Below are 26,668 nucleotides of genomic sequence, written 5' to 3' on the forward strand. Positions count from 1 at the left end.
AATGCTATTTTTTGTAGATTTTCGATTTGATTTTGGCAACTAGCAGTTTGGTTTTTTCATAGTCGCAATGTTTTAACAAAACCTCAATTTTATCATTTGCATGATTTAAAATCAGTTTATTGCTGTCTTTGTATAAATCACCTGATATACTTTCAAACAAAAAACCCACAATAAAACTTAGAGAAGTAACAAACCAGTTTGTTTTCTTTTCAATTAATTCAATTGTACTAATATTTTCGTAAAAAAAGACATTTTTAGACTGCTTTTCTTCATTAAATATTTCAAACTCTTTCTCTTCTAATGTAATTTCTAATTTAGGGTTCTCCCTCAATAATATTTTCTCAGTTTCCATTCTCATAGTTAAGAAATCCTTTTCATGTCAAATGAAATAGGTGTGTATTATTAATTCAGTTATTCCTTACCTGTCGAAAGTAAGTTACTTTGTCAGGTCGAGCGCAGCCGAGACCTTAATATTAGTAACTTAATAGATTAAAATACCTCTCGACTGCGCTCGAGGAGACCGCGTTAATCGATTATGGATAACCAGATACTACTTTTCAAAATACAGATAGATGTAAATCGCCGCCCCAAAACTAACGGCATCCGTAGAGGCGAGTCGCCAACCCTCTTTTGCGTGTTCATTCAATTTTTCCTGAATTTCCTTTTGGGAGGATTTTACGATGTGTTTTGTATCCAGCGTAATTTTGCTGTAATAGATCAGGGTCTCTACCTTATATTCAGCCATAACAGTATTGATTTTAGACTAATTGACCATAAAGAGCGCATTGGCGAAAAATAACTTGCCGTTTTCCCAAAAACCGCGGAACAGCGGGTTGTCTATCATGTAGATTACATGACCCCTTCCCATTCGTTCCGTTCCAAAAATTAGGGTTTCGGCAATTTTCTTCTTGGCTTCGCTACCTGCAAAACCGGAAACTGGTATGTTCTGGCCTTCGGCTAGATATACGGCGTTTCCACCATCCAGATACTCGTATGAGCGATCACCCAGCTTTAGTGTAAAATAAGGTTCCTCATATCCATAGGCCAAAGGGTTCGTGGTATCTACCGTAGTCTTAAAAATAGCGCCCGAAATGGTGGATTTGATATACTCCCGCTCCGAAGTGTCGAATGCCTGAAGGTTCACGGTACTGTCCCGTTGGTATTCCTTTTCCTTGACCCCAAATCCTTTTTGTTTTGCCAGTCCGTCCACAGCACCGCCCATGGCAATCAATTTTCCACCGTTGCTTACCCAGTCCTTGATTTTTTGGGCCACTTTCTCGGTAATAAAGCTGTAGTACCCCCAGCCGTCGGGTAAAATGAGTATGTCATATTTAGATAGATCCACCCGGTTAAAATAGCTTTCGTCCAATACGGTAATGGGATAATTGAGCTGTTGCTCAAAAAAGTGCCAGATTTCCCCAAACCGGAGGGTGGATGTTGGCTCACCGGACAAAACGGCAATTTTTAGTTCTTGGAGCACTTCAACATAACTTGATCCAAAATCCTTTCCGCTTTCCACAAATCCGGTATTGGCGGGGGTTAGACTTTTTGCAAATTTTTTGGAGGCTCGGTCTAGTATTTGTGTAAAATCCGGAACATTCTTATTATCGGCACTTATTATGATCAAACTTCCACGGTCATAATTTACTCCATCCAAACTAAAGGGTTTTTGGGCATATCGTACCCGTATTTTATGGTTCAGAAGTTCCGCCAGGAATTTCGCATCCTTCATACTGTTCCAATCCGCTAAATACCCATAGCTATTGGTATCGCCTATTCCATAGGTGCTGTTGGATGGTTGGTAGGCAGTTTTCTGAACATTGCCTTCCGTAGCAAGGGCATCCAGACCATAGGCATAGGGCAAGGACCACGCGGTAATGTCATAGGTTACGGAGTCGCTCAATTTTGCGTTGGGCTCGAACAGGACCTTGGCCAAGGTTCCCCTGGTCTGGTCCGTTGAAACTATTAGGCTGTTTTCCGATGCCCTAAGGGTGCCGGATTTAGAGGTGGCATAATGGAATCCCTTGTAGCTTGAATTGGTCCCTTTATCGTATTTTATTTGGTGATGATCTAATAAATTGGTCAGTGCTTCCAGCTTATCTGGATTTCCATTGAGAATAAAATTCTGATGGGTAAAATTCTTTTGGCTATAAAACTTTCTGAATTCCGTGTTCAACTTTTCCACATTTTTGCTGGCTACCTCCACAGTCGATAGTCCGGTAGTGTGGTGATGTGCAATACGGTCCTTGAGCGTAAGTGTGTCGCCAATTCGATTGATGATTCCCACACCGGCCCTGCCGCTTCCGCCTTGTTCATAGGTCATTCCAATACCGCCATTGTAGGTTGGGTACGTATCTCCATAACTAGGGTAGAGGAGGTCAAACCTTTCTTTGGTGAAATAGAACCACCCGTTGGCATCAAAATACTTGGCGTGGTTTTTCCCTATGGTTTCCTGAAAATCGCGTTGGAAATCGGTAATGACCTCATGATAGGGTTCCGCTGCCGGGGCAAAGTAATAGGGATTGTCCACGCCCTGTTCGTGAAAATCGACATGTACGTGGGGCAGCCATTTATTGTACTGTTTTAATCGATGCCGACTCTCCACTTGGGTAAGCCAGGCCCAATCACGGTTGAGGTCGAACATATAGTGATTGCTTCGGCCACTCCACCAACCTTCATGGTGTTCCTTACTGTTTGGGTCCACATTGAAGGGCGAATTTTTATATTGGTTGTACCAGTTTACGTATCGGTCCCTACCATCTGGATTGATACACGGGTCCATGATGATCACAAGGTCTTCCAGATAATCCTTCTTACTGGTCAATAGTTCATAAATGGTCTGCATAGAGGCCTCCGTACTTACACTTTCGTTCCCATGAACATTGTAACTTAACCAGACAATGGCCTTGTTGGGTGATGCTTCCCCATGAATATTGTTCAAGTGCGCTTTCCTGATTTCCTCTAAATTCTTCATATTGGATTCCGTAGAAATGTAGGCCAATAGTAAGGGCCTTCTTTCGTTGGTCTCACCATACTGCATCAATTGCATCCGCTTGGGTTCCTGTTGGGCCAGATATTGATAATAGTCCACAACTTGATGGTGCCTGGTGAATTGGGTGCCCAATTCATAACCTAAAAATTCCGAGGGTGATTTCAGCTGGCCAATTAACGCCAAGGGCAAGATAAAGAGAAGAGCGTGTACTAATTTTTTCATATAGTGATTCTAAAGTGTCCAAAAGTCTCAAAGCTACCAAATTATTGATAATTTTTATCATGTGAAATGGGGTTTTCGACGATTATATGGGCTATTCCAAGCCTTTAAATTTAGGTCAATAGTTAGATTTTTAAACATTTCTTTTTGTAGAGTTATTTAACTTACCATTGCAAATCCCTCTATGAGGGTTTCATTTGGGCTAATTAACGTATTTTTTGGAACTCTAAAGTAGGAACGTTTTATATTTACGCGTACTAAGCATTTTATATGGAAATTGATTGTTTGCCTTTTCGAAAGACCGGTTATTTTTCTAAACTGATTTGTGATTATATAGAGGAAAAAGAAACACTTACATCCCTTTACGGTCAATTTCCAAAACTGGAAAATTTTGAAAGGCAGATACGGGAGAAAAACGCAAATTTTTCGGTTTCCGGAAGGAAGACTTTGGTAAAGAGCCTGAAAGCACAATACGAGGACATTAAAACTTCCAGTTTGACATCGGAAAATATTCAATCCTTACATGATGAAAATACCTTTACGGTAACCACAGGGCATCAACTTAACCTCTTTACGGGACCTTTGTATTTTCTGTATAAAATCGTTTCGACGATCAACCTTTCCAAGGTTTTAAAGGAGACCTATGGCGATTATAATTTTGTTCCCGTGTATTGGATGGCGACAGAAGATCACGATTTTGAGGAAATCAACTATTTCAATTTTAAAGGGAAGAAGATACAGTGGAACAAAAATGCATCGGGGGCGGTTGGACATCTTTCAACGGAAGGCCTGGATGAAGTCTTCGAGATATTTTCAAATACCATCGGAGGAAGTAAAAATGCCGATTACCTAAAAAATCTTTTCACGGAAGCCTACCTGAAACATAAAAATCTGACAAGGGCCACACGCTATTTGGCAAATGAATTGTTCAAGGAGCAGGGGCTGGTAATAGTAGATGGTGACGATCATCATTTGAAGGAATTATTGGTTCCCTATATTAAAAAGGACCTATTCGAACAAGTCTCCTTTACATCGGTATCAAAAAAAATATCGGAAATACAGCAAATGGACCCAGATTATGGTATCCAGGTAAACCCTAGGGAAATCAACTACTTCTATCTTAAGGATGGCACTAGGGAGCGCATTGTGGAAAGGGATGGCAAGTTTTATATCAACGATACCCAATTGTCTTTTACAAAAGAGGAATTACAGGAAGAGCTCCAAACGTATCCAGAACGATTTTCGCCCAATGTGGTGGCAAGACCTTTGTATCAGGAAGTTATTTTACCCAATTTATGCTATATAGGCGGGGGCGGTGAGCTGGCATATTGGTTACAGTTAAAGGCCTCGTTCCAAGCCATGGAAGTACTGTTTCCTATACTATTATTGCGAAATTCTGTCTTGATAATTACCGAAAAACAGAATGAAAAGCTGGACAAATTGAACGTGAGCCATGAAGACATTTTTTTAAAACGGCACAGTTTGATCAATAAGAAAATCAGGGAGGTATCGAACATCGACATAGATTTTTCACCGCAAAAAAAGTTTTTGGAAGAACAGTTCAAGGGGTTGTACGATTTGGCCGAACAGACGGACAAGTCCTTTTTGGGAGCGGTAAAGTCCCAGGAAGTAAAGCAGAAGAAAGGCCTTGATAAATTGGAAAAACGACTGTTAAAGGCCCAAAAAAGAAAATTGGAGGACCATGTGGTCCGGTTGACGGATATTCAGAACCAACTCTTTCCAGCTCAGTCCCTTCAGGAACGCCAATTGAACTTTTCAGAATTGTATTTGGAATATGGTGAGGAATTGATACCAATGCTTCTAAAGCACTTAAATCCATTGGATTTGAATTTTTTTGTACTCTCCATAAAGTAATTCTTAGCTTTCAAAGGCTGTAAAGGAAATTAACTTCCCGGGTCGAATCGGGAAATTCAAAACATAATAATGCACGATATAGATATAGACATGGTCGAAATGACCTTGGACGTGGTCAAGTATGCCATCAACAGAATTACCCAGACCAATCCGGAACTAGGGAAACCAAAAACCGAATCCGAACTCAGAAAACTGGTAGGGGAGACGGTCACCAATTCTGGTATTGGGGGCGAGAAGGCCTTTGAACTCTTTCGGCAAGTACTGGTCAAGGCAACGGTACCTATTGATCATCCCAGGCATTTGGCCTTTGTACCTGCGGCCCCCACTAGGGCGGCCATACTTTTTGATCTGGTGACTTCCGCGTCCAGTATCCACGGTGCGTATTGGATGGAAGGGGCAGGGGGCATATTTTGTGAGAACGAGGCCATGAAGTGGTTGGTTTCCCTCACCGGGATGCCAGAACCTGCCTTTGGTGTATTCACCAGCGGGGGAACGGCCGCAAATTTATCTGCTATTGTCACCGCTAGGGAAAAATGGAGAAAAAACCCAAAAAATATAAATCAGAAAGGCTTGTTGATAACCTCCATAGGCGCGCATTCGTCCATTAAGGCGATGGCCAAGGTAATTGACGCGGATGTGGTTTTGGTACCTTCCGAAGATGCCATGAACGAGCCCCAATTGGAACACTTTTATCAAAACCTTACGGCCTCCCAAAAAAATCGGGTTTTTGCGGTGGTTGGTACAGGAGGTACCACCAATGCGGGTATTATTGATGATTTGGAAGGAATAGCCAATTTCTGTAGCTCCCATTCGATTTGGTTTCACGTGGATGCGGCCTATGGCGGCGGTGCTTTGGCATCCAAGTCGGTCAGACATCTTTTTAAAGGGATAGAAAGGGCTGATAGTGTTACCATCGACCCGCACAAATGGTTGTTTTCACCTTACGATTGTGGTGCTGTGCTTTATAAGAATCCGGAAGAGGCCAAGGAAGCCCATGCCCAAGAAGGCAGCTATTTGGAAATTTTTAAGGATGAAGGCGCCCATGGATTTAATCCGTCTGACTACCAAATACAACTCACCAGAAGACTTAGGGGACTCCCATTGTGGTTTTCCTTGGCCACCCATGGTACCGAAAAATACGAGTGGGCCGTAGAGCAGGGGATAAAACTGGCAAAAATAGCTGGCGAGCTCATCGAACAAAATCCTGTCACGGAATTGGTGCGGGAACCCAGTCTTTCCTGTGTGCTTTATCGCAGGATTGGATGGTCTGCCGAGGATTATAGAAATTGGACCTATAGGAACCATGCAACTGGCTTTGCATTGGTAACGCCTACCAAATGGAAATCCGGCGATGGCTATGAAACGGTGTCCCGCTTCTGCTTTATAAATCCTGATACGACGAAAAACGATATCGAGGAAATTCTAAAAAGTATGGAATAAGTTGCCACTAAGGAACCAAGAACTCACCTTTCCAATTGTCTTCCTTCGAATAGGCTATTCGAATATGGTTAGGTCTTTTTAACTTTAGGTATTCGATTCTAAAAGGTTCAATTTCAATCATGGAGAAAAAATGGTCTCCGGTAAGGTATTCCAAATTATCCGGATTTTTTAAGGTGCTTCCCGGTGCAGTATCGGTCGTGTAATCCTTTTTATTGCTTTCGGGGATGTCCTTCCACATGGTCTGAAGTTTGTTTTCATCGGTGACTACGGAAGCTAGTCCCTCGATCTTTACCTGTAAAAGTTTTTCGGGATGATAAAAAAGAAGGCTAACGTTCGGGTTTTCCGTAATATGGATGACTTTTTTGGAACGCTTATCGGTATAAAAACAAAGATGCCCGTTTTCATAGACGTGCCTTAGAACTATGGTGCGCAATCTTGGCAATTTGTCCACGCCCACGGTTGCAAATGTCCCAAATCTAAAGGGGTGTCCTTTTTCCTCAACGCCCTTTTTAAGTTCGTCCTGAAGTTCGTTCCAAAAGTAATCCATCATTTTTTTAATAAAAATACAAAATCAGGGTAGGGTTTTTTATGCCTTGGTTGTTATAAATACAAATTGCTATGAAAAAGAAGATTTAGTTAATGATTCATTTTTAGGTTGGTTTTTGATTTTAATTAGTAAGCTCGGGGTGGTTCCCGAGCTTTTCTTTTTTTAAATGTAAGGTTTGTGAATTTTTGACGACTAAAAATGCGGAATACAAAGTGCTATGAAAGAGAAATTTTTCAGTATTGTATTCCAATTAGGTTGGTTGAGAAAGCCCGGTATTGGCCGGGCTTTTGTTATTCCATAATTATTTTAATTGGGAAATTCAATTTGTAGGAATTGATACAACTATTTTATTTCCAGTTGATTGTATTTTCTTATTTGAATTGATAAATAAACTACTTGACCTTGTAGTCCAGTCGCATGGTAATGGAGGCCGTTTTGTTTTTTGAATCGGTATTATAGGCCCCGCCCCAAGAATAATCCTCTCCGGAATTCTGACCTGTGATTTGAAAAACGCCCATTTTAGCGGAAATCAATTCACCTAAGTTACTACCTGAATTTTCCGCAATTTTTTCGGCTCTCAACCGGGCATCTTCGGTGGCCTTGGAAATCATTTCTATTTTAAGGTCGGCCAACTTGGTGTAATAATACCTTGGCGGATAGGAATTGAATTGAACCCCTTTGTTTAAAAGTTCCGTAATTTCCCTAGAGACGCTTTCTATCAGACTTACATCTTGCGACTCTATTTTTACGGTCTGCATAAGTTGGTATCCCCTAAAAACGCTGCCAACGTAATTCCCGTTTTCGTATTTGTTGTCCCTTTGTTCAATGGTTTGCACGCTATTAAAAATAATCTGGTCGTCCTTGATGCCCTTGGAGGTCAAATAGTCCCGTACGATACTTTTATCGTTGTTCAATTGGTCAAAGGCCGATTTAAGTTCCGTACTGTTGGCCGAAAACTGGCCTTCCCAGACAATTAGATCTGATGTAAAGTTTTCATTGCCCAGCCCCGTAACCGAAATTATCTGTGGCGGATTGGCCCTTTTTACGTACGCATTGCCCAAGAAAAATGCTGCAATTACGATGGCGGCCGCAAAGATTATCGCTGAAATATGTTTCAAAACAATTGTCTTTAAATTCTGATAAATATACCAAAAGATAGTTTTCAAAAAACTTCAAATTGCTATTTTTGCCCATGCAAAATAATGTTCTTATACTGGATTTTGGTTCCCAATACACACAACTCATCGCTAGACGGGTTAGGGAATTGAATATTTTCTGTGAAATAAAACCGTACAATAAGCTGCCGGATGATTTAACCGAGTACAAGGCCGTTATCCTTTCCGGGTCGCCTCACTCCGTTAGGGCAGAAGATGCTCCGCATCCTGATTTAAGTAATATTAAGGGCAAGAAACCACTTTTGGGAGTTTGTTACGGAGCCCAGTATCTGGCACATTTTAATGGCGGTAACGTTGAAAAATCCAATACCAGGGAATACGGGAGGGCCAAGTTGGCCAAATTGTACGAACAGGACCCCTTTTTAAGGCATATTGAGGTAGGTAGCCAGGTGTGGATGAGCCATGCAGATACCATAAAAAATCTCCCTGAAAAATCAATTTTATTGGCCAGTACACACGATGTTGAAAATGCTGCGTTTAAGTTTATAGGGGAGGATACTTACGGAATACAATTTCACCCAGAAGTATATCACTCAACGGATGGAAAACAGATTTTGGAAAACTTTTTGGTACACATAGCCAAAGTAGCGCAAACTTGGACACCTGCCGCTTTTGTGGAAACCACGGTGGCCGAACTGAAGGCTAAGATCGGTGATGAGAAAGTAATCCTTGGACTATCCGGTGGGGTAGATTCTTCCGTGGCCGCCGTTCTATTGAACAAGGCCATAGGCGATAATTTGCACTGTATTTTTGTAAATAACGGCCTGCTTAGGAAGAACGAATTTGATGATGTACTGCATCAGTATAAGGATATGGGGCTGAATGTTAAGGGAGTGGATGCTTCGGCACGCTTTTTGGACGCGTTGGAAGGGGAAAGTGACCCGGAAAAGAAACGAAAGACCATTGGTAGGGTTTTTATTGAAGTTTTTGATGACGAAGCACATAAGGTTGAAAATGCAAAGTGGTTGGCACAAGGAACTATTTATCCAGATGTTATAGAATCGGTTTCCGCAACGGGAGGCCCATCGGCTACTATAAAAAGTCACCATAACGTAGGTGGTCTCCCAGATTTTATGAAGCTTAAGGTAGTGGAGCCCCTAAAAATGCTTTTTAAGGACGAAGTGAGAAGAGTTGGTAAAAGTATGGGATTGGAACCAAACCTATTAGGAAGGCACCCCTTCCCAGGACCCGGTTTGGCAATACGAATTTTGGGAAATATAACTCGGGAAAAAGTTGCCATATTACAGGAAGTAGACCATATTTTTATACAAGGTTTGAAGGATTGGGGTCTTTATGATAAGGTTTGGCAGGCCGGAGCCATGCTTTTGCCCGTAAATAGTGTAGGGGTGATGGGCGATGAGCGTACCTATGAAAAGTGTGTCGCTTTGAGAGCCGTAGAAAGTACGGATGGTATGACCGCGGATTGGGTAAATTTACCGTACGAGTTTTTGCAAAAAACTTCAAACGATATAATCAACAAAGTGCCCGGTGTAAATAGAGTCGTATACGACATAAGCTCCAAACCGCCGGCCACCATTGAATGGGAATAATTATGAGAGGATTTATTAAGGTTTTTCTAACTGTTTGCTTTTGCACGTTTTTGGGGTGTAAGGCCCTTGGCCAAAAATTTACGACCCATTCGGTAAAGCAAAATGAAACTTTATACAGTATAGCCAAACAATACGGTGTTTCACAGGAAGAAATCCTAAAATATAACAAAGAGCTTAAAAACGGAGCGTCCTTGAGCATCAATACCATATTAGTAATTCCCAGTTCAAGCGGTGCCGTAACCAATACCAAGCCAAATCAAAAGGAAAAGGGCCAGGTCGCAAACGGGGAAGTGGCGGAACTGGTCAATCGAATTATGAACGATTCCGTTGCCAAAAGGGAGCCCATAGGTTTTGTGGAACATAAGGTCAAGAAAAAAGAAACTTTGTATGGTATTGCAAAGGAATATGGAGTAACCGAGGAGGAAATCAAAAAGTACAACACCCAATTGTATGCTGCTCAATTGGACCGTAAAATGGTGATAAGAATCCCCAAATACAGAAAACCAACGGAACCTCAAAACACTATTGATATCGGGGATTTTGAGAAATATATCGTGGCGCCCAAGGAGACACGGTGGAGTATTGCCCATAAGTACGGAATTACCATAGATAGTATGTTGGTGCTGAACCCCTCGCTGTCCAAAACATCCAACTACTTACAGGAAGGTTACGAACTGTTGCTACCTCGAATAGCCGGCTCCACAGTGGAGAATCAGGAGACACAACTGTTTACTTCCTACACGGTACCACCAAAAATGAACTTTTACAGGCTTGAAAAGGAATTTGGGGTCAAATCCGATGAAGTCGTGCGCCTAAATCCCGAGATTACGGAGCGTGGAGGGCTTAAAGAAGGTATGGTAATCCGTTTGCCAGAAAGAAGATTGGATCCAGGGGAAATTAATACGGATAATTATATTTTTTACGAAGTTAAACCCAAGCAGAACGAATTTCGATTGACCCGAAAGTTTGGAATGAGCTGGGAAGAGTTGATTCAGCTGAACCCAGAACTTAGGGATGGGCTAAAGGCCGGAATGGTACTCAAATTGCCCAAAAACCAAGTGGGCGATTTTGAGGTACGAAACTCCCTTGTATTGGATAAGATAAATCTTCTGGATAGTATCAATGTGGAAAACAGGCCCAAAATCATGTTCCTGTTGCCATTTAGATTGGATAAATTGGATTTAAACGATGCCGAAACAGTTGAGTGGACCATACAAAACAGGAATAGTCTAAAATACAGTCTTGGGCTCTATTCAGGTGCTTTGGTGGCGCTGGATTCCATAAAATCACTAGGAGTATCAGTTGATGTGAAGACCTTTGACAATCGGCTGGACCTTCAAAGGACCAAGGAAATTCTACAGCGCGAAAATTTAGGGTCCTACAATGCCATTTTTGGGCCTTTGGATGTTCTGTCCCTAAAAGAGGCCTCAACGCAGGCGGCCAGTTACAATTTGCCCGTTATCGCACCTGTACCCGCAAAAAGCGATATAAGTCTAGGCAATGTATTTTTCTCCTACACGCCAGAGGAGACCTTACGGGAGCACCTGTTGAAATTTATATCGGATAAACGGGAGGACGAGAATATTATCATTATCGCAGATGCCAAAAACAGGATTGTAAAGGATTCTATTTTAAGCAAATTTCCATCGGCGAAATTGGTCACCGTAAAGGAAGAGGAGGAAAACATCGGTATCAACCGTGATAAATTGGAACAGCAATTGTCCAATGAAACAGAGAACTGGGTTTTTGTGGAGTCGGATAATTTTAAACTGATTTCCAGTGTGGTTTCTATTTTGAATTCCTTCCATAATTCCGTTTTGGAGATGGAGGACCCCAAGGCGAAAAAAATCCGTGTTCGCATGTTTACGACCGATAAAAACAATGCCTTTGACAACGACGTAATCTCAAGTACCCATTTGTCCAATCTACGATTTACATATCCATCCGTCTACAGGGAAGCCCCTTCAGATGCCTTTGAGCGAAGATATAAGGCAAAATACGGGGTCGTGCCGGAAAGATTTGCGGTGCGAGGTTTCGATGTTACCTTTGATCTCCTATTAAAACTGGCATATAAGAACGATTTGTTGGATGTTTCAAAATTCATAGGGGAGACCCAATATAGTGGAAGTAAATTTGACTATGAAAAGGATATCTCTTCTGGATATTTCAACAAGGCTTCCTACATCATGGGGTATGAAAATATGTATATCAAGGAATTGGAGTAAAAAACCATTTCAATTCTTAGTCATTTTACCAAGAAAAATCGCCAAATCCCAGTAATTAGGATGAAATGCATATCGGCTTTCATACTACTTTTTACATTGTCATGCTCCCTTATTAGGGCTCAGGAAGAGGTTCCATGGTCTCCCCATAGTAAATTGGAATGGAAGGACTTTAAAGGGGATGTTCCCTTAGGCGCCAAAGCAGCGGCCACTACGGCTAGCGGGATCAGTTACAGTTTTTCCACTTTTTATGAAAAGGGCGAGATGAAAGTGGATTACCAAGTGCAGGCATTTTTTTATCCCGCCAAATCTTGGTACAGGCCCCAAATTTGCAACGATATAACCCTGCTCCACGAACAGTTGCATTTTGATATTTCCGAAGTATTTGCCAGAAAAATGGATCGTGAAATGTCCGAAACAAAATTTACAAAAAACATCAAACAGGAAGTACGCGTGCTTTACAAACGTATTTTAAAGGAGTTGGATGTATTCCAGCGGCGCTACGATTTGGAAACCGATTTTTCCCGAAATATCGAGAAACAAAAACTATGGCAAAGGCAAATAAACAGTCTTTTAAAAGGGGAAAGCAGTTCTTGAAGTATGCGGGCTTTTAATGGTTGTCAAATCGGTCCAAATAAAAAATCCCTTTTCAAAGAAAAGGGATTTTAAGTTAATAATCAAAAGATTCTAAACGTCGCAGATAGTGACACCTTGTTTCAAAGCGGCTATTTTATCTTCCCAACTGGGCACAAACTCCTGCGCTACATGTCCGGTATATCCGGTTTCCAAAATAGCTTTCATGACCGCTGGGTAGAATATCTCCTGTGTTTCGTCAATCTCGTGCCTGCCCGGGTTTCCTCCCGTGTGATAGTGACCGTAATATTGATGGTAGTCCTGTATGTTCCTAATTATATCACCCTCCATGATCTGCATGTGGTAGATATCGTACAATAATTTAAAGTTGTCCGAACCAATGGTCTCGCAAAGGGATACGCCCCATTGGGTGGTATCGCACATATAATCCTTATGGTTTACCTTACTGTTCAAAAGCTCCATTTGTATGACGACGCCGTGTTCTTCTGCCATCGGTATTATTTCCTTAAGCCCTTTGGCGCAATTGCGTAGGCCCACCATGTCGTTCATACCGTTTCTATTCCCACTAAAACAAATCAGGTTGGTATATCCTCCTTCGGCTACCAAAGGAATGACCCTTTTGTAATCTTCAATGAGTTCTTTATGATATTGTGGGTCGTTCCACCCTTTTTCAATACCAAGACCGGCTCCCCAACACATGGAGGCGTGTATGTTATATTTTTTTAACAGGGGAAACTGTTCCGCGTCCACCAAATCGATGGCCCTAATGTCCAATTTATTCAGTTCCTGCAAAAAGGTTTCAAAGGGAATGGAACCATAACACCAATAACAAGCGCTATGGTTGATATTATGCTTTAATTTAAATGGTTTTTCAGTAAGGTTTGCGCCCGTACCTGTACTAGCGGAAGCCATAAAACCTACGGATGCCACCGCAGAAGTACCTATAAAGTCCCGTCGTTTCATAATGGTTTTAAATTGTTGATTTCCTAAAGATAATTTTTTTAGATTTAAAAATGGAATTAAAGCCCGATAACCGAAAATTAATAGAATTGGCCCATTACAGGATGCCTTTTGGAAAATACAAGGGCCGCTATTTGGTGGATTTGCCCGAGGCTTATTTGGTCTGGTTCCAGCAAAAGGGTTTTCCAAATGGAAAATTGGGTGAATTATTGCGTTCTATGCTTGAAATAAAGACAAATAATTTGGAATCCCTAATTCGGGGAATTCAAAAACATTTTCCAAAGTAAAGTCGGTTAGTTCTGTTCTCAATTTGTACCTTTGTGTCCCGTAACATAGAAATCGAAAAATGGCACAAACCAAATACATCTTCGTTACGGGAGGCGTTACTTCATCCCTTGGAAAGGGTATCATTGCCGCATCTTTGGCAAAATTACTTCAGTCAAGAGGTTACAAGACTACCATACAAAAATTAGATCCCTACATCAATGTAGACCCTGGTACACTCAACCCTTACGAACATGGTGAATGTTATGTTACCGATGATGGTGCGGAAACCGATTTGGACCTTGGCCACTATGAACGTTTTTTAAACGTCCGTACCTCCCAAGCGAACAATGTGACCACGGGCAGGATTTATCAAAGTGTCATCGATAAGGAACGAAGAGGCGAGTTTTTGGGAAAGACCGTTCAGGTAGTTCCCCACATCACCAATGAAATCAAGGAACGTGTACAGGTATTGGGCAACAGTGGTGAATACGACATTGTCATAACCGAAATTGGCGGAACCGTTGGGGATATCGAATCCCTGCCCTACATAGAGGCCGTGCGTCAATTGCTTTGGGAATTGGGAGACAATAATGCTATTGTGGTGCATTTGACCTTGGTACCTTATTTATCCGCCGCAGGTGAATTAAAGACCAAACCTACCCAGCATTCCGTAAAGACCTTAATGGAAAGTGGTATAAAGGCCGATATTTTGGTATGCAGGACGGAACATAAAATCTCCGATGATATAAAGGATAAATTGGCCCTCTTTTGCAATGTAAAAAGGGAGGCGGTCATTCAAAGTATCGATGCGTCCACCATTTACGATGTCCCCATTCTGATGCAAGAGGAGGGATTGGACACCGTAACCCTTCAAAAATTGGCCTTACCCGATACCATTGAACCCGATCTTACCAATTGGAAGGAATTCTTGGAACGGCATAAAAACCCAAAGAACGAAGTAACGATCGGTTTGGTGGGTAAATACGTAGAACTTCAGGACTCCTACAAATCAATTTTGGAGGCCTTTATACATGCAGGTGCCAAAAATGAGGTAAAGGTCAATGTGCGTTCCGTACATTCGGAATACATTACGGACGGTAACCTGGAAAGCAAGCTGAAAGGATTGGATGGCATTTTGGTAGCCCCGGGTTTTGGGGAACGTGGTATCGAAGGGAAAATAAAGGCCGTTAACTATGCCAGAACCAACGAAATCCCATTTCTGGGGATATGCTTGGGGATGCAAATGGCCGTTATAGAATATGCAAGAAATGTATTGGGACTTAAGGAAGCAAGTTCCACCGAAATGAATTTGGATACCCCGGACCCGGTAATCAGTCTTATGGAGGAGCAAAAATCCATTACCAACAAAGGAGGTACCATGCGATTGGGTGCCTGGGATTGTCTCCTTAAAGAAGGAAGTTTGGTACAGGAGGTCTATGGCGGTGCCACGGAAATATCCGAAAGACATCGACATAGATACGAATTCAACAATAAATATAAAGCGGATCTGGATGCCGCCGGTTTGGTTGCATCGGGAACCAACTCCAAAACTAATTTGGTAGAAATCGTAGAACTGAAGGACCACCCTTGGTTTATTGGAGTACAATATCACCCGGAATATAAGAGCACCGTGGCCAATCCGCACCCGTTGTTCGTTGGTTTTGTAAAGGCCGCCTTGGTACACAAAAAGTCACAAACTAATGCCAGTATGGCATAAACTACGTATTTGGGCATATATTTGCTCCTTGAGAACCAAACATTTACCATCACATAGTATACTTAAATGGAAGAGAAGAAATTAGATGTAAAGTCTATCATTGGGTTTGTCTTGATTTTTGGAATCTTGATTTTTATGTTCTATCAAAACAAACCTACCCCGGAAGAATTGGAGGCACAGAAGGCGAAACAGGAACAAATGGATGCAGCGGCCGCGGAAGAGTCATCTCCTGAGGATATTGTAATCGACGATACGCCGGCCGTAAACCTAAATGATTCTACAGCCGTTGCAGGCTACAAGAGTCAAATAGGTGCATTTGGATTTACCATGCCAAAAGGGGGAACCACGGTCTTGGAGAATGATGTACTTTATTTGGAGATAAGTAACAAAGGAGGTCATGTGGTAGAGGCAAAAATGAAAAATTTTGTCACCTATGATTCGGTCCCCGTTTATCTGGTAAAGGATGGCAACTCAGCCTATTCCATTGATTTTTCCACCACGGATAACAGGGTCTTGAATACAAAGGACCTATTCTTTGAACCTACATTGACCAAATCTGGGGACAACCAAGTGCTTTCCATGAAAGCCAAAACCTCCAACAACCAGTTTTTGGAATATCGATATGAAATGAAGCCCGGTGAATATTTGGTGGATTTCGCAGTGCGTACCCAAGGGCTGGACAGAATCCTCAACAGTAGCAAGCCTGTTACACTGGATTGGAAGATGAAAGGTATCCGGCATTCCAAGAGTATCGAATATGAAAATAGATATACCCGTTTAACCTACCATCATGAGGATGGCAAATTAAGTAAACTTTCCGCCGGAGGCGATGATGAGGAAACCGAGGAGGACATCAAATGGATTTCCTACAGACAGCATTTCTTTAGCTCCATTTTAGGTACCGATGAACCCTTTAAAACAGGGGAGTTGAAATCCCAAGATTTGGTAGAGGAGGAAAGTAGGACCTTTGGCTTTACCAAAAATTATGCATCCAAACTCCCGTTGGAAATAAAGGGAGGGGAAATTGCCAAAAATATGTACCTCTATTATGGTCCCACGGACTTGGAAGTACTTTCCCAATACAAGGAGGCTGGCCTCGCAGACTCCATACCCTTTGGATGGGGAATTTTTGGATGGATAAACAGATATGTTTTTACTCCTTTTTATGGATTTTTGAGTACCTACTTCCCGTATGGAATCGCCATCATCATCATGACCATTCTGGTGCGTTTGGCCATGTCTCCCGTGACCTATAAGTCGTATTTGTCCCAGGCAAAAATGAAGGTACTACGGCCGGAAATCAATGAATTGAACGAAAAGTACAAGGACAATGCCATGAAAAAGCAGCAGGAGACCATGAAATTGTATGGTAAGGCAGGTGTTAGTCCTATGAGCGGTTGCGTGCCGGCATTTTTACAGATGCCTATTTTCTATGCCCTATTTATGTTTTTTCCCACGTCCTTTGCGTTACGCCAAAAGTCGTTTTTATGGGCGGACGACCTTTCCTCCTTTGATACCATTTATCAATTTCCGGAAGGCTTCTCCATACCATTCTATGGCGACCATGTGAGCCTTTTTCCAATTTTGGCCTCCATTGCCATCTTCTTTTACATGATGATGACCACGGGACAAAATATGCCCACCCAACCTGGGATGCCCAACATGAAGTTTATCATGTACTTGATGCCTTTTATGATGTTGTTCTTCTTTAACAACTATGCCAGTGGTCTTAGTTTGTATTACTTTATTTCCAACTTGATCACCATTGGAATTATGCTCGTTATCAAGAATTTCATTCTGGATAATGATAAGATCCATGCCCAGATACAGGAGAATAAAAAGAAGCCTAAAAAGGAAAACAAGTTTCAGCGTAAAATGCGTGAAATGATGGAGCAAGCGGAAGCACAGAAAAAGAAATAACCCTTTTTTTAACCCGGATTATACATTAGAAAAGCTGTTACAGCTAAATATCGCTTCAAAATAAATCGCTGCGCTGCGTTTTCAATTTCACCATAGCGGTGCTATGCTAAAATTTCCAAACCACTTTATTTTTTTGCGCTTTTCACCTTCACGAGGTTCCCTAATGCAAATACCGGGTTTAAGACTATAAAATGAAAAGCCTCTACGTAGTTCGTAGAGGCTTTTGCCATTGATTAAGGTTTGGTTTGGTAAGATTTGGGAATGTAAAATTGCGACTTGTTCACAGATAAAAAAAAACTTAGTTGCAAAGGGTCTTTAGTTGTATGCTAAATGTTGTTTATATGATGTTTGAGAACATACAAGAAAAGCCTCCCTAGAATAAGGAAGGCTTTTTATCAAAGTTACGTTTCAAAAATTAATGTAGGGCATCAATAATTTCCTGTGGCAAAAGTACTTTATCTATAATATGTACAATACCGTTGCTGGTCATTACATCTGGCATTGTTACGTTGGCATCCACGTGTGTTTTATCCCTAATCTGTACACCGTGGTTTAAAATAGCGAATAGGGATTCCCCTTGTACGGTTACAATCTCCTGATGGTCGGATAGGTCAGTAGAGGCCACTGCGGCTCCTGCAACTACATGGTAGGTAAGCAATTGGGCCAACAGCGCCTTCTCCTCATCGGTATCAAAATCTTCCAGGCTATTGAAGTTTTCACCCAGACTATCCAGCAGGGCCGCAAATGCTTCGTTTGTTGGTGCGAATACCGTAAATGGACCTTCGCCACTTAAGGTAGCTACCAAACCAGCATCGGCCTGAATCAATGCAGCTACTAGGGAACTCAAGCTTTCTGTAGCTTGGGCAGCTTCAACAATATTGGGTACGGGAGGTACCAACGCGTCCAGAGCTGCCTGTGGTAACAATACTTTGTTGATAATATGTACAACGCCATTGCTTGCCTCAACATCAGGTATTGTTACCGTCGCGTTTTCTCCAGTGGCATCGGCTACGTGAACGGTGCCATCCTTTATATTAATGGCCACGTTTTCTCCTTGAAACGTCTCAATTTCCTGTCCATCGCTCAATGCTGTTGAAAAAGCAGCCGTTCCGGCAACGACATGGTAGGTCAGAATGGTTACCAGTAAATCCTTTTCGGCATCGGTATCAAAATCGGACAGACCATTATAATCATCCCCTAAAGTATCCAACAACGCGGCAAAAGCTTCGTTTGTTGGCGCAAAAACGGTAAAAGGACCATCGCCGTTCAAAGTTTCCACCAGACCGGCATTCGCCTGGGTTAGAGCCCCAACCAAAAGGCTTAAATTGTCTGTTTCCACAGCAACATCCACTATAGACTTTAATTGCATTTGGGTTACGAAATCAATGGCACTTTGAGGCAGTAATACCTTATCAATCGTATGTGCAACACCATTGGATGCCATTATATCGACCCCGGTAATATTGGCGTCCGTACCGGAAGCATCCCCAATTACAAAGGTATCCCCTGAAGCGATAACCTCTATGCTGTTATTTGGAAGGACAGTAGGAACTGCACCTGCCGCCAAATCGATCGACTTAACCTCAGCAGCTATTACATGGTATAACAAGATGTCCTTTAAGAGGGCCATTTCTTCCATAGTGTCAAAGTCATCCAAACTATTGTAGTCGTCCCCAAGAAGCTCCAACAAAGCCACGAAAGCATCATTCGTAGGTGCAAAAACGGTAAAGGGGCCATCAGAACTTAAAGTAGCGACCAAATCGGCTTTGATTACTGCAGCTTCCAAAATGGAAAGTGTTTCGGTATCCACCACAATATCTACCAAGGTACCAGTTTCATTTTCCATTTCGCCAGCATTCAAGGCATCGATAATTTCTTGGGGCAGCAATACTTTATCAATAACGTGAACGATTCCATTGCTAGCTGTCACATCAGGAATAATTACTTGGGCATTCATGTCAGTAGCATCATCAATAAAAACGCCACCTTCCAAACTAATGGTAAGCTCCTCTCCTTGAACGGTCGTGACCATCATACCATCTGTCAAGTCTGTAGAGGCGGCGGCCGTACCTGCTACCACATGATAAGTTAGAATTTTGGCAAGTAGGGCACGTTCTTCATCCGTATCAAAATCTTCCAAGGAATCAAAACCCTCCAATTGCCCTAACAGCGCTGCGAATGCATCGTTGGTAGGAGCAAATACGGTAAAAGGGCCATCGGAGCTCAATGTTCCAACCAAATCGGTTCCCTCATTAATATCTGCAGTAGTTAGTGCGCTCACGAGGGATGTCAGAGCATCTTCATCTTGGGCAATGTCAACAATGGTAGCTGAATCCACAACTATGGGTTCTTCATTCTCGTCCTCGCTACAGGAAAAGGCAAAAGCCAACACCAATAGTGTCAGAATAGGTTTAAAATAGGTAGTAATTGTTTTCATATTATTTTTGTTTAAGTAATTTTACATAAAGTTAAACAATATTAAATGTTCGTATTTAAAGCTTTGTTAAAATTTAGGGTCTGAGAGGATGGGTTTTTATATACCATTCATCGATGAAGTTTAATAAAATCTGTTGATATTAATTAAAGCAAGGACCATTTCCATATCGAAAATTTTATCAAACTTTAACATAATTGATTGTTTTTAAGATGATTCAGATTGGTAGTTGTAATACAAATCGTTATCCCGCTTTGGATGACAATTATTAATTTGGATTGGCCAACTTTTCAAAAATGTAGTTGTTGATGTACCGGTATCGTAATTTTGTACTTTTGTAGCGACAAAGTAGTCATCATGAAAAAAGTTGTAATTGGACTTTCTGGCGGTGTGGATTCCAGTGTGGCAGCCTATCTTTTAAAAGAACAGGGTTACGATGTCATTGGACTCTTTATGAAGAATTGGCATGACGACTCCGTAACAATTTCTGAAGAGTGCCCTTGGCTGGAGGACAGCAATGATGCCCTTATCGTTGCGGAAAAGTTGGGTATTCCGTTTCAAACAGTGGACCTGAGCGCTGAGTACAAGGAGCGCATCGTGGACTACATGTTCCGTGAATACGAAATGGGTCGTACGCCAAACCCAGATGTGCTGTGTAACCGGGAAATAAAATTCGATGTTTTTCTTAAGATCGCCTTGCAGCTAGGTGCGGATTTTGTTGCAACCGGGCATTATTGTAGAAAAGGGACCATTACAAATGCGGATGGAACTGAAACCTATCAGTTATTGGCCGGTAAGGATACAAATAAGGACCAGTCTTACTTTTTGTGCCAACTTTCACAGGAACAACTGTCCAAGACCTTATTTCCCATTGGGGAATTGACCAAACCTGAAGTCAGGCAGATTGCCGCAAAAATGCATTTGATTACGGCCGATAAGAAGGATTCGCAAGGCCTTTGTTTTATTGGTAAGGTGAGGCTTCCGGAATTTCTACAGCAGCAGCTTAAACCCAAAAAAGGTAAAATTGTTGAGGTTCCTTCAAGTGAAAATAAATTTGAGCTTACAGTTCCCAATTTTGACGACAAAGTATCTGAACTTGCCTTTTTTGCCAGAAAACCTCAGTACTCGCTTGAAGACGGAAAAATAGTAGGAGAGCACCAAGGGGCCCACTATTTCACCAAAGGACAGCGTAAGGGTCTCAATGTGGGAGGGACAAAGGAGCCATTATTTGTAATTGAAACGGATGTTGAACAGAATATCATTTACACTGGGCAGGGAAAGTCGCATCCTGGACTCTATAGAAGAACTTTGTTCGTGCAGGAAGAGGAAATTCATTGGGTCCGACCAGATTTAAGCTTGCATACCGATGAAAGCCTTAAGGTGAAGGCACGAATTAGATACAGGCAAGAACTTCAGGAAGCCACCCTTTATAAAATAGAAGGTGGTATGTATGTGGATTTTGAGGAAAAACAATCGGCCATTACGGAAGGCCAGTTTGTTGCTTGGTATCTTGGTGATGAGCTCGTAGGTTCCGGGGTAATTTCCTAAGGGGGTCTTTCCGTCAACTGTTAAATCGGTAAATAAATAAGGGATGCAAAACAGGATAACCGAATTATTTCAAATAAAATATCCCATCATTCAGGCAGGGATGGTCTGGGCCAGTGGCTGGAAATTGGCATCCGCCGTTTCGAACGCAGGCGGATTGGGCCTTTTAGGTGCAGGAAGCATGTATCCGGAGGTACTTAGGGAACATATCCAAAAATGCAAAAATGCTACCGATAAACCTTTTGGGGTAAATGTTCCAATGCTCTATCCGAATGTTAAAGAGATTTTTGAGATCATCGAAGAAGAAGAAGTACGCATCGTTTTCACTTCAGCAGGAAATCCTAAAACCTGGACGGGGTATTTAAAGGAACGTGGAATAACCGTTGTACATGTTGTGAGCAGTCTAAAATTTGCAATAAAGGCCCAAGAGGCCCGGGTGGATGCCATTGTGACCGAAGGCTTTGAAGCGGGTGGACACAACGGAAGGGACGAGACAACTACCTTTGTCCTTATACCCTTGGTGAAGGAGAAAATCCAAATTCCTATTATAGCTGCTGGCGGAATCGCCACTGGGGCGGGGATGCTTGCTGCCATGGTTCTTGGTGCCGATGGCGTACAAATTGGAAGTAGGTTCGTGGCCACTAATGAAGCGTCCAGTCATATAAATTTCAAGCATCAGGTGGTTAAGGCACAAGAAGGGGACACGCTATTGACCTTGAAGGAGTTGACCCCGGTACGTCTATTAAAGAATAAGTTTTATTCTGATGTGCAGGCCGCTTATGCTAGGGATGCCAAACCAGAAGAACTCAAGATTCTTTTAGGAAGGGGCAGAGCAAAAAAAGGTATGTTCGAGGGTGACCTGGAAGAGGGCGAACTCGAAATAGGTCAGGTCTCATCCATTATCCATGATATAAAACCTGCCAAGGAAATCATGGAGGAAATCATCGATCAATACAATGGATGTCTTAATCTACTTTGCAACGGGAAATAGAAATCCTCATTGAAACGAATCTTAAGTTAATTTTCTTCCTTTGAAAAAGTGAACGTTATCCTTGCACTGGTCAATACGCCATTTACTTCCTGAACGTCTAGGGAAAGGGTATATGAAAATTGTGAATCATCCTCGTTAAAGGAGACATCATAAACATTGGAGCCACAGGACACTACCAATAAAAGATCCTTTTGATTCAATTGCCAAGTCCCTGATGTGGTATTCTTCGTGCAGCCATCCGTTTGTGTACCCGTGTTATAGGTATAGGTTCTATTTTCGTTGAACGTGTAAAATGCATCCTTGGAACAATCGCTGGATTGGTTGTAAATATCCGTGCTTGGATTGTCTTCGGAATCATTGCTAATATCCACCTCTGTGTCCGCCGTTATTCCACTGATTTTCCAGGTTCCTACCAGCGTCAGCTCCGTTTCCAACAAATCTCCGGTTAAAGGCGATGGACATTCTATTGGGTCCTCGTTTAAATCACATTTAACGAATAGCATACATAGTACGACAACTCCCAATTTTTTAAAAACACGTAACTTCATAAGGCTTCTTTTTTGAAAAGATGCGCTTATTGAAAAAGGTTGCCTAAGATGTTTGACTTTTTAAATGGAGTATTTTCTTTAAGCTCCTTTATCCTGTTGCTTCAAACTACCCAAGTACTCCATAAGGTCCCGTAGCTCCCTTCTGGTAATGAGACGGCCCATGGCGGGCATGGAGGATACCGAGTTCTCCCTCTTTTTTATTCTTCCTTTTGGAACGCGCATAGGTTCCGCTTCAGACGTACGTAACAACAGTTCTTTGTTATTTTCTTCCAAAGGTACGCCGGAGACCATCTGCCCATCGGTTAGGGTGAGGTTTACGGTTCCATATCCGGGCGCCAATCTGGCACTGGGTTCAATAAGGGCCTCCAAAATCTGCTCACGGGTTAAAATATTCGCAATATTATCCAGCGGGGGACCTACCTCTCCTCCCGAACCGTTCACTGCATGACAGCGTACACACTGGGCCGTTGGATTGCTATTGAAAACATCCCTTCCGTTCCATCGATTTCCGCCGTACAAGGTCTCCAGATACGAATCGGCCGTGTAGCCCGCGTCATTCAACTTGTCCATTTTTGCAATTAAAACCGAATCTTCGGTTGCCGATACGGATTCCATCAAATCGAGGATGATATCCTGTCCCAACCTATTTTTACTGGCTTTGTCAATGAGACTGTTCAGGATGGCATTGGTTTTATCCTTGGGCAAATCGCCCAATACATTTAACATACTTTGTTGTTCCCTTGTAGACCCATTTTTAAAAATGGGGTCGACCAAGGTTGGAAGCTTTTCTTTGGGTAGGTTCAATTGGGCCAATAATCCCACCGCCGCAGTTCTCACTTCCTCGTTGGCATCTTTCATGCCCAAGGACATGGCTACCTCCATTCTTCCGTAGTTCAGATTTCCCAATGCCGATAGCATAGCGGCCCTAACATCATGGTTTTTACTATTCCTGAAAATGTTGAAGAGTTTGTCATTGTAGCTATCGATACCCACAGCACTTAAAGCCTTTGCTACCCCAATGAGGATTTCCGGATTTCTTTGCTCCAGAAAAATGGGGATTTCCTTCTCCAATCGGTCTTTTAACTGACTGCTGTCCCTGATGATTTCGCCCCTATACCTACCATCGACCCGGTCCAAAACAGATGGTTTCTTCCATGTGCTTAAGGCCGATAGCGCCTCGCCCCTCAAAACATCGGAAACGCTCTCCTTTTTTGCAAAATCGATCAGGTCCTGTAAGGCCTCGTCACTTCCCACACGCAACGCCGCATTGATGGCCCTTCTCAACAAGGGTTCAGATTTGTACTTTTCGTTTCTCAGTAGTGCGGCAAGATTTGGCAAGGCAGCTTCTATGGACCAATCATCGTTGATGGCCCTGGCCGCTTCCGTAACAATATTGGTGTCCGGATCTGATAGGAATACGCTTATTTCCGGACTCTCAAGTCTTCTCAGCACCAGTACGGCGGCCAAACGGAGACTTCTATCTTCATGCCGTGCCAAGGCGACCATGGGTTCTACCTTCCCTATTCTTGAAAGGGCAAGAACCGCAGCATGTCTCAAATAGAGGTCTTGGTCATCATTGGCAGCAAGCATTTGGATCAATGGCTCAACCGCAGGTTCATAGCCTAATCGTCCCATGGCCTGCGCGGCGTAAAATTTTACCCGGTCGTTCTCATGGGTAAGTAAGGATAGCAATGTATCCGATGCATCGGGGTACCGAACGTCGCCCAAAACTTTGGCCACTTGGGCAATAATCTCAGGATCGTTATCCGATAACAAAGGTACCAAAGGTTCCGCTTTTTTTGGATTATCGGAGGCAATTTGGCCGATGCCCCAAATGGCATGTATCCTAGCGAATTGATTTTCTTCTTCCACTATGGCCTTTTCCAAGGCCCGATATCCCCAAAATGTCCTATTGGCAAGTTCAAACTGGGCCTTTAACCTGATACGCATATCCTCATAACTTAATAACTTGATGAGGTTTTCCGTGTCATCATCCCTATAATTATGGGTCATAAGCCTTTGGGTCTGCAAACGTTGTTGTTCCAAATCGTTTTCCGCCTCCGTAACGTCCAATTTCCAAACCCGACCAAAATCCTTGGATCCCCATCCATTGATCCAATCGGCTAGATACAAGGCTCCGTCAGGTCCAAAGGCGATACCCGTGGGCAGAACTCCTGTTAAAATGGATTGGTCCGAACCCAGTTCAAAAGATGCTCCTTTCGGTTTTAGGTCAAAGGACCAAATATGTGACCTGCTGGGATCGCCCACGAACTCCACCAAAAAGAATTTGTCCAACCATTTTTTTCCCAGGGCCGTTCCCGGGTTATAGAGCATTCCGGTTGGGCCATTGTGAAAATTCTGGATCGGGGGAATGATATAAGCGGCTTGTCCTTCCCATCTTGGCACATATAGTTTTTCGTCCATCCAAACATTATATCCATTATTGTTTGGGTCCGTATACTTGCCATATTGCCAGTTGGCACGCCACCCGGCATCTGAGCCTTCCACAATATGGACCAATCGCTCGCTCTCGCCCTTGTGGTCCCCGTCATTATCGGAGGAAATAATATTTCCATAGGCATCGAATACAAATTCATGGGTATTTCGTAGCCCACGGGCAAATATTTCAAAGTTGCTTCCGTCCGGATTACTACGTACGATGACCCCTTGATTGGGGTATTTATGGTTGACACCATCAACCGTGGTAATGTTCGCGCCAATATCTCCAATGCCCCAATAAATCTTGCCGTCAGGTCCTTGGGTTGCCCCGGACATGCCGTGTCCGCCAAAACCGATATGTACCGCAAAACCGGTGGCTATGCTTGTTTTCTCATCCAAGATTTTATCCCCATTGGTATCCTTTAGGCGATACATGTCCGGTCCAATGCCCACAAAAACATCCTCGTCGCGTACCAAAAGCGCACCGGCAACATCATTGATTTCGTCATTAAAGTCGTTGAGGATTTGGGTCGATACATCGGCAATACCATCTCCGTCGGAATCTTCCAACATCCATACTTCATCCTTTTGAACCGCCAAGTCCTGCCAATCATGAATGGAATCATTATTAAGATCGGGAAACCATTGATTCTCCTTACTTTTTTCCGGTGCGAAGGTCTCCCTAAGAAAAGCCCTTCTATCTTCAACGGATTGCAGGCCTATGGATGCGGTCATCCAATCCCGATGCCCACGAATATCGAATTCGGAATTTTTATTTCTATTGGATCGGGTAATGTATATCCTACCTTCGTTATCTACATCCATGGCGATAGGGTCCGGAGCTAGGGAATCGGTGGCCCAAAGACTTAATTTTAGGCCATCGGCTACGATGGCGGAAACCCCTGCCCTTGCTGATTCTATTTTTTCTGCTATGGCCGTACTGTCTTCATAGATCACTACCGGAGTTTCAACAGGTTTGTTATTTTGACAGGAATTAATCGCTACTAATACAACGAGAATTAATGGGGCTTTAAAAAGGAATCGCATGATATTCTTTACAGATTTAGAAGCTCTAAAAATAGTAATTATCAAATTCAAACTAACGGAAAAAGTATGTGGATTTATAAATTAACCTATGCGAAAATTTGAAATTTATAATTTTATGTACCGATTATTGCCTAAATACATGAATTTTCCCCATTTTCCATAAGTACAAAACGCTGGGCATCGATT

The 26,668-nt window shown here is 42.5% G+C and carries 19 protein-coding genes; 10 read left to right on the plus strand and 9 right to left on the minus strand.

The genetic code is table 11. From position 1 onward, the window contains the following. Positions 1-4: 4 nt before the first annotated feature. From PP181_RS15375 to PP181_RS15385, 3 genes are all read right to left on the minus strand, one after another. Positions 5-352 (minus strand): hypothetical protein, encoded by a 348-nt coding sequence (locus tag PP181_RS15375; RefSeq protein ID WP_272637741.1) that lies wholly within the window; start codon positions 350-352, stop codon positions 5-7. Positions 353-550: 198 nt separating this feature from the next. Continuing rightward, complete coding sequence (locus PP181_RS15380) at positions 551-745, minus strand: DUF4177 domain-containing protein (protein ID WP_272637742.1); 195 nt, start codon at positions 743-745, stop codon at positions 551-553. Between the two features lie 18 nt (positions 746-763). Beyond that, complete coding sequence (locus tag PP181_RS15385; protein WP_272637743.1) at positions 764-3,214, minus strand: M14 family metallopeptidase; 2,451 nt, start codon at positions 3,212-3,214, stop codon at positions 764-766. A 267-nt stretch (positions 3,215-3,481) separates the two neighbouring features. Here PP181_RS15385 and bshC point away from each other — a divergent pair, with 267 nt between their 5' ends. Both bshC and PP181_RS15395 read left to right on the plus strand, forming a co-directional pair. Continuing rightward, entirely contained in the window at positions 3,482-5,086 is a 1,605-nt protein-coding gene (gene bshC / locus PP181_RS15390) for a bacillithiol biosynthesis cysteine-adding enzyme BshC (RefSeq protein ID WP_272637744.1), read from the plus strand. A 69-nt stretch (positions 5,087-5,155) separates the two neighbouring features. Beyond that, the gene (locus PP181_RS15395) at positions 5,156-6,526 is read left to right on the plus strand and encodes a pyridoxal phosphate-dependent decarboxylase family protein (RefSeq protein ID WP_272637745.1); all 1,371 of its coding nucleotides are present in this window, start codon (positions 5,156-5,158) and stop codon (positions 6,524-6,526) included. Positions 6,527-6,533: 7 nt separating this feature from the next. Here PP181_RS15395 and PP181_RS15400 read toward each other — a convergent pair whose 3' ends face one another. After that, the gene (locus tag PP181_RS15400; protein ID WP_272637746.1) at positions 6,534-7,076 is read right to left on the minus strand and encodes a pyridoxamine 5'-phosphate oxidase family protein; all 543 of its coding nucleotides are present in this window, start codon (positions 7,074-7,076) and stop codon (positions 6,534-6,536) included. A 389-nt stretch (positions 7,077-7,465) separates the two neighbouring features. Then, positions 7,466-8,191: an SIMPL domain-containing protein gene (locus tag PP181_RS15405; protein ID WP_272637747.1), complete on the minus strand. Its 726-nt coding sequence runs from the start codon at positions 8,189-8,191 to the stop codon at positions 7,466-7,468. A gap of 74 nt (positions 8,192-8,265) precedes the next feature. Between PP181_RS15405 and guaA the strand changes: the two genes are divergently transcribed. From guaA to PP181_RS15420, 3 genes are read left to right on the plus strand one after another with little or no spacing between them, the layout of a single operon-like run. Then, the gene (gene guaA / locus PP181_RS15410; protein WP_272637748.1) at positions 8,266-9,798 is read left to right on the plus strand and encodes a glutamine-hydrolyzing GMP synthase; all 1,533 of its coding nucleotides are present in this window, start codon (positions 8,266-8,268) and stop codon (positions 9,796-9,798) included. Between the two features lie 2 nt (positions 9,799-9,800). Continuing rightward, positions 9,801-12,023: a LysM peptidoglycan-binding domain-containing protein gene (locus tag PP181_RS15415; protein ID WP_272637749.1), complete on the plus strand. Its 2,223-nt coding sequence runs from the start codon at positions 9,801-9,803 to the stop codon at positions 12,021-12,023. Positions 12,024-12,083: 60 nt separating this feature from the next. Continuing rightward, positions 12,084-12,617: a DUF922 domain-containing protein gene (locus PP181_RS15420; protein WP_272637750.1), complete on the plus strand. Its 534-nt coding sequence runs from the start codon at positions 12,084-12,086 to the stop codon at positions 12,615-12,617. 90 nt (positions 12,618-12,707) lie between these two features. On the opposite strand, the gene PP181_RS15425 is transcribed toward PP181_RS15420, so the two are convergent. Next, on the minus strand, positions 12,708-13,577 hold the full coding sequence (locus PP181_RS15425) for a hydroxypyruvate isomerase family protein (protein WP_138259227.1): 870 nt from the start codon (positions 13,575-13,577) through the stop codon (positions 12,708-12,710). Positions 13,578-13,627: 50 nt separating this feature from the next. Here PP181_RS15425 and PP181_RS15430 point away from each other — a divergent pair, with 50 nt between their 5' ends. The 3 genes from PP181_RS15430 to yidC all read left to right on the plus strand — a co-directional run bounded on the left by PP181_RS15430 (position 13,628) and on the right by yidC (position 17,478). After that, positions 13,628-13,861 carry a DUF3820 family protein gene (locus PP181_RS15430; protein WP_138259226.1) on the plus strand — a complete coding sequence of 78 codons (234 nt, stop codon included), beginning with the start codon at positions 13,628-13,630 and terminating at the stop codon, positions 13,859-13,861. Between the two features lie 59 nt (positions 13,862-13,920). Then, the gene (locus tag PP181_RS15435; RefSeq protein WP_272637751.1) at positions 13,921-15,558 is read left to right on the plus strand and encodes a CTP synthase; all 1,638 of its coding nucleotides are present in this window, start codon (positions 13,921-13,923) and stop codon (positions 15,556-15,558) included. A gap of 66 nt (positions 15,559-15,624) precedes the next feature. Next, positions 15,625-17,478 carry a membrane protein insertase YidC gene (gene yidC, locus PP181_RS15440; RefSeq protein ID WP_272637752.1) on the plus strand — a complete coding sequence of 618 codons (1,854 nt, stop codon included), beginning with the start codon at positions 15,625-15,627 and terminating at the stop codon, positions 17,476-17,478. A 415-nt stretch (positions 17,479-17,893) separates the two neighbouring features. Here the strand turns inward: yidC and PP181_RS15445 are convergent, their stop codons facing one another. Then, entirely contained in the window at positions 17,894-19,915 is a 2,022-nt protein-coding gene (locus tag PP181_RS15445) for a fasciclin domain-containing protein (RefSeq protein ID WP_272637753.1), read from the minus strand. A 354-nt stretch (positions 19,916-20,269) separates the two neighbouring features. Between PP181_RS15445 and mnmA the strand changes: the two genes are divergently transcribed. Together mnmA and PP181_RS15455 are read left to right on the plus strand one after the other, a co-directional pair. Next, positions 20,270-21,460 (plus strand): tRNA 2-thiouridine(34) synthase MnmA, encoded by a 1,191-nt coding sequence (gene mnmA, locus PP181_RS15450; RefSeq protein WP_272637754.1) that lies wholly within the window; start codon positions 20,270-20,272, stop codon positions 21,458-21,460. 43 nt (positions 21,461-21,503) lie between these two features. Next, positions 21,504-22,448 (plus strand): NAD(P)H-dependent flavin oxidoreductase, encoded by a 945-nt coding sequence (locus PP181_RS15455; protein WP_154918605.1) that lies wholly within the window; start codon positions 21,504-21,506, stop codon positions 22,446-22,448. A 26-nt stretch (positions 22,449-22,474) separates the two neighbouring features. On the opposite strand, the gene PP181_RS15460 is transcribed toward PP181_RS15455, so the two are convergent. Continuing rightward, the gene (locus PP181_RS15460) at positions 22,475-22,996 is read right to left on the minus strand and encodes a DUF5004 domain-containing protein (RefSeq protein WP_272637755.1); all 522 of its coding nucleotides are present in this window, start codon (positions 22,994-22,996) and stop codon (positions 22,475-22,477) included. A gap of 78 nt (positions 22,997-23,074) precedes the next feature. After that, positions 23,075-26,482: a HEAT repeat domain-containing protein gene (locus PP181_RS15465; protein ID WP_272637756.1), complete on the minus strand. Its 3,408-nt coding sequence runs from the start codon at positions 26,480-26,482 to the stop codon at positions 23,075-23,077. Between the last annotated feature and the right edge of the window lie 186 nt (positions 26,483-26,668).

Source organism: Maribacter sp. PR66, assembly GCF_028464205.1.
Taxonomy (GTDB): domain Bacteria; phylum Bacteroidota; class Bacteroidia; order Flavobacteriales; family Flavobacteriaceae; genus Maribacter; species Maribacter flavus.

Bases quoted from the DNA above. Each gene is read 5' to 3' on its own strand.
- PP181_RS15415 (WP_272637749.1), top strand. From the start codon at position 9,801: ATGAGAGGATTTATTAAGGTTTTTCTAACTGTTTGCTTTTGCACGTTT.
- PP181_RS15455 (WP_154918605.1), top strand. From the start codon at position 21,504: ATGCAAAACAGGATAACCGAATTATTTCAAATAAAATATCCCATCATT.
- PP181_RS15460 (WP_272637755.1), bottom strand. From the start codon at position 22,996: ATGAAGTTACGTGTTTTTAAAAAATTGGGAGTTGTCGTACTATGTATG.
- PP181_RS15400 (WP_272637746.1), bottom strand. From the start codon at position 7,076: ATGATGGATTACTTTTGGAACGAACTTCAGGACGAACTTAAAAAGGGC.
- PP181_RS15430 (WP_138259226.1), top strand. From the start codon at position 13,628: ATGGAATTAAAGCCCGATAACCGAAAATTAATAGAATTGGCCCATTAC.
- PP181_RS15465 (WP_272637756.1), bottom strand. From the start codon at position 26,482: ATGCGATTCCTTTTTAAAGCCCCATTAATTCTCGTTGTATTAGTAGCG.
- PP181_RS15385 (WP_272637743.1), bottom strand. From the start codon at position 3,214: ATGAAAAAATTAGTACACGCTCTTCTCTTTATCTTGCCCTTGGCGTTA.
- PP181_RS15380 (WP_272637742.1), bottom strand. From the start codon at position 745: ATGGCTGAATATAAGGTAGAGACCCTGATCTATTACAGCAAAATTACG.
- bshC (WP_272637744.1), top strand. From the start codon at position 3,482: ATGGAAATTGATTGTTTGCCTTTTCGAAAGACCGGTTATTTTTCTAAA.
- PP181_RS15375 (WP_272637741.1), bottom strand. From the start codon at position 352: ATGGAAACTGAGAAAATATTATTGAGGGAGAACCCTAAATTAGAAATT.
- PP181_RS15445 (WP_272637753.1), bottom strand. From the start codon at position 19,915: ATGAAAACAATTACTACCTATTTTAAACCTATTCTGACACTATTGGTG.
- PP181_RS15420 (WP_272637750.1), top strand. From the start codon at position 12,084: ATGAAATGCATATCGGCTTTCATACTACTTTTTACATTGTCATGCTCC.
- PP181_RS15435 (WP_272637751.1), top strand. From the start codon at position 13,921: ATGGCACAAACCAAATACATCTTCGTTACGGGAGGCGTTACTTCATCC.
- PP181_RS15395 (WP_272637745.1), top strand. From the start codon at position 5,156: ATGCACGATATAGATATAGACATGGTCGAAATGACCTTGGACGTGGTC.
- PP181_RS15425 (WP_138259227.1), bottom strand. From the start codon at position 13,577: ATGAAACGACGGGACTTTATAGGTACTTCTGCGGTGGCATCCGTAGGT.
- yidC (WP_272637752.1), top strand. From the start codon at position 15,625: ATGGAAGAGAAGAAATTAGATGTAAAGTCTATCATTGGGTTTGTCTTG.
- guaA (WP_272637748.1), top strand. From the start codon at position 8,266: ATGCAAAATAATGTTCTTATACTGGATTTTGGTTCCCAATACACACAA.
- mnmA (WP_272637754.1), top strand. From the start codon at position 20,270: ATGAAAAAAGTTGTAATTGGACTTTCTGGCGGTGTGGATTCCAGTGTG.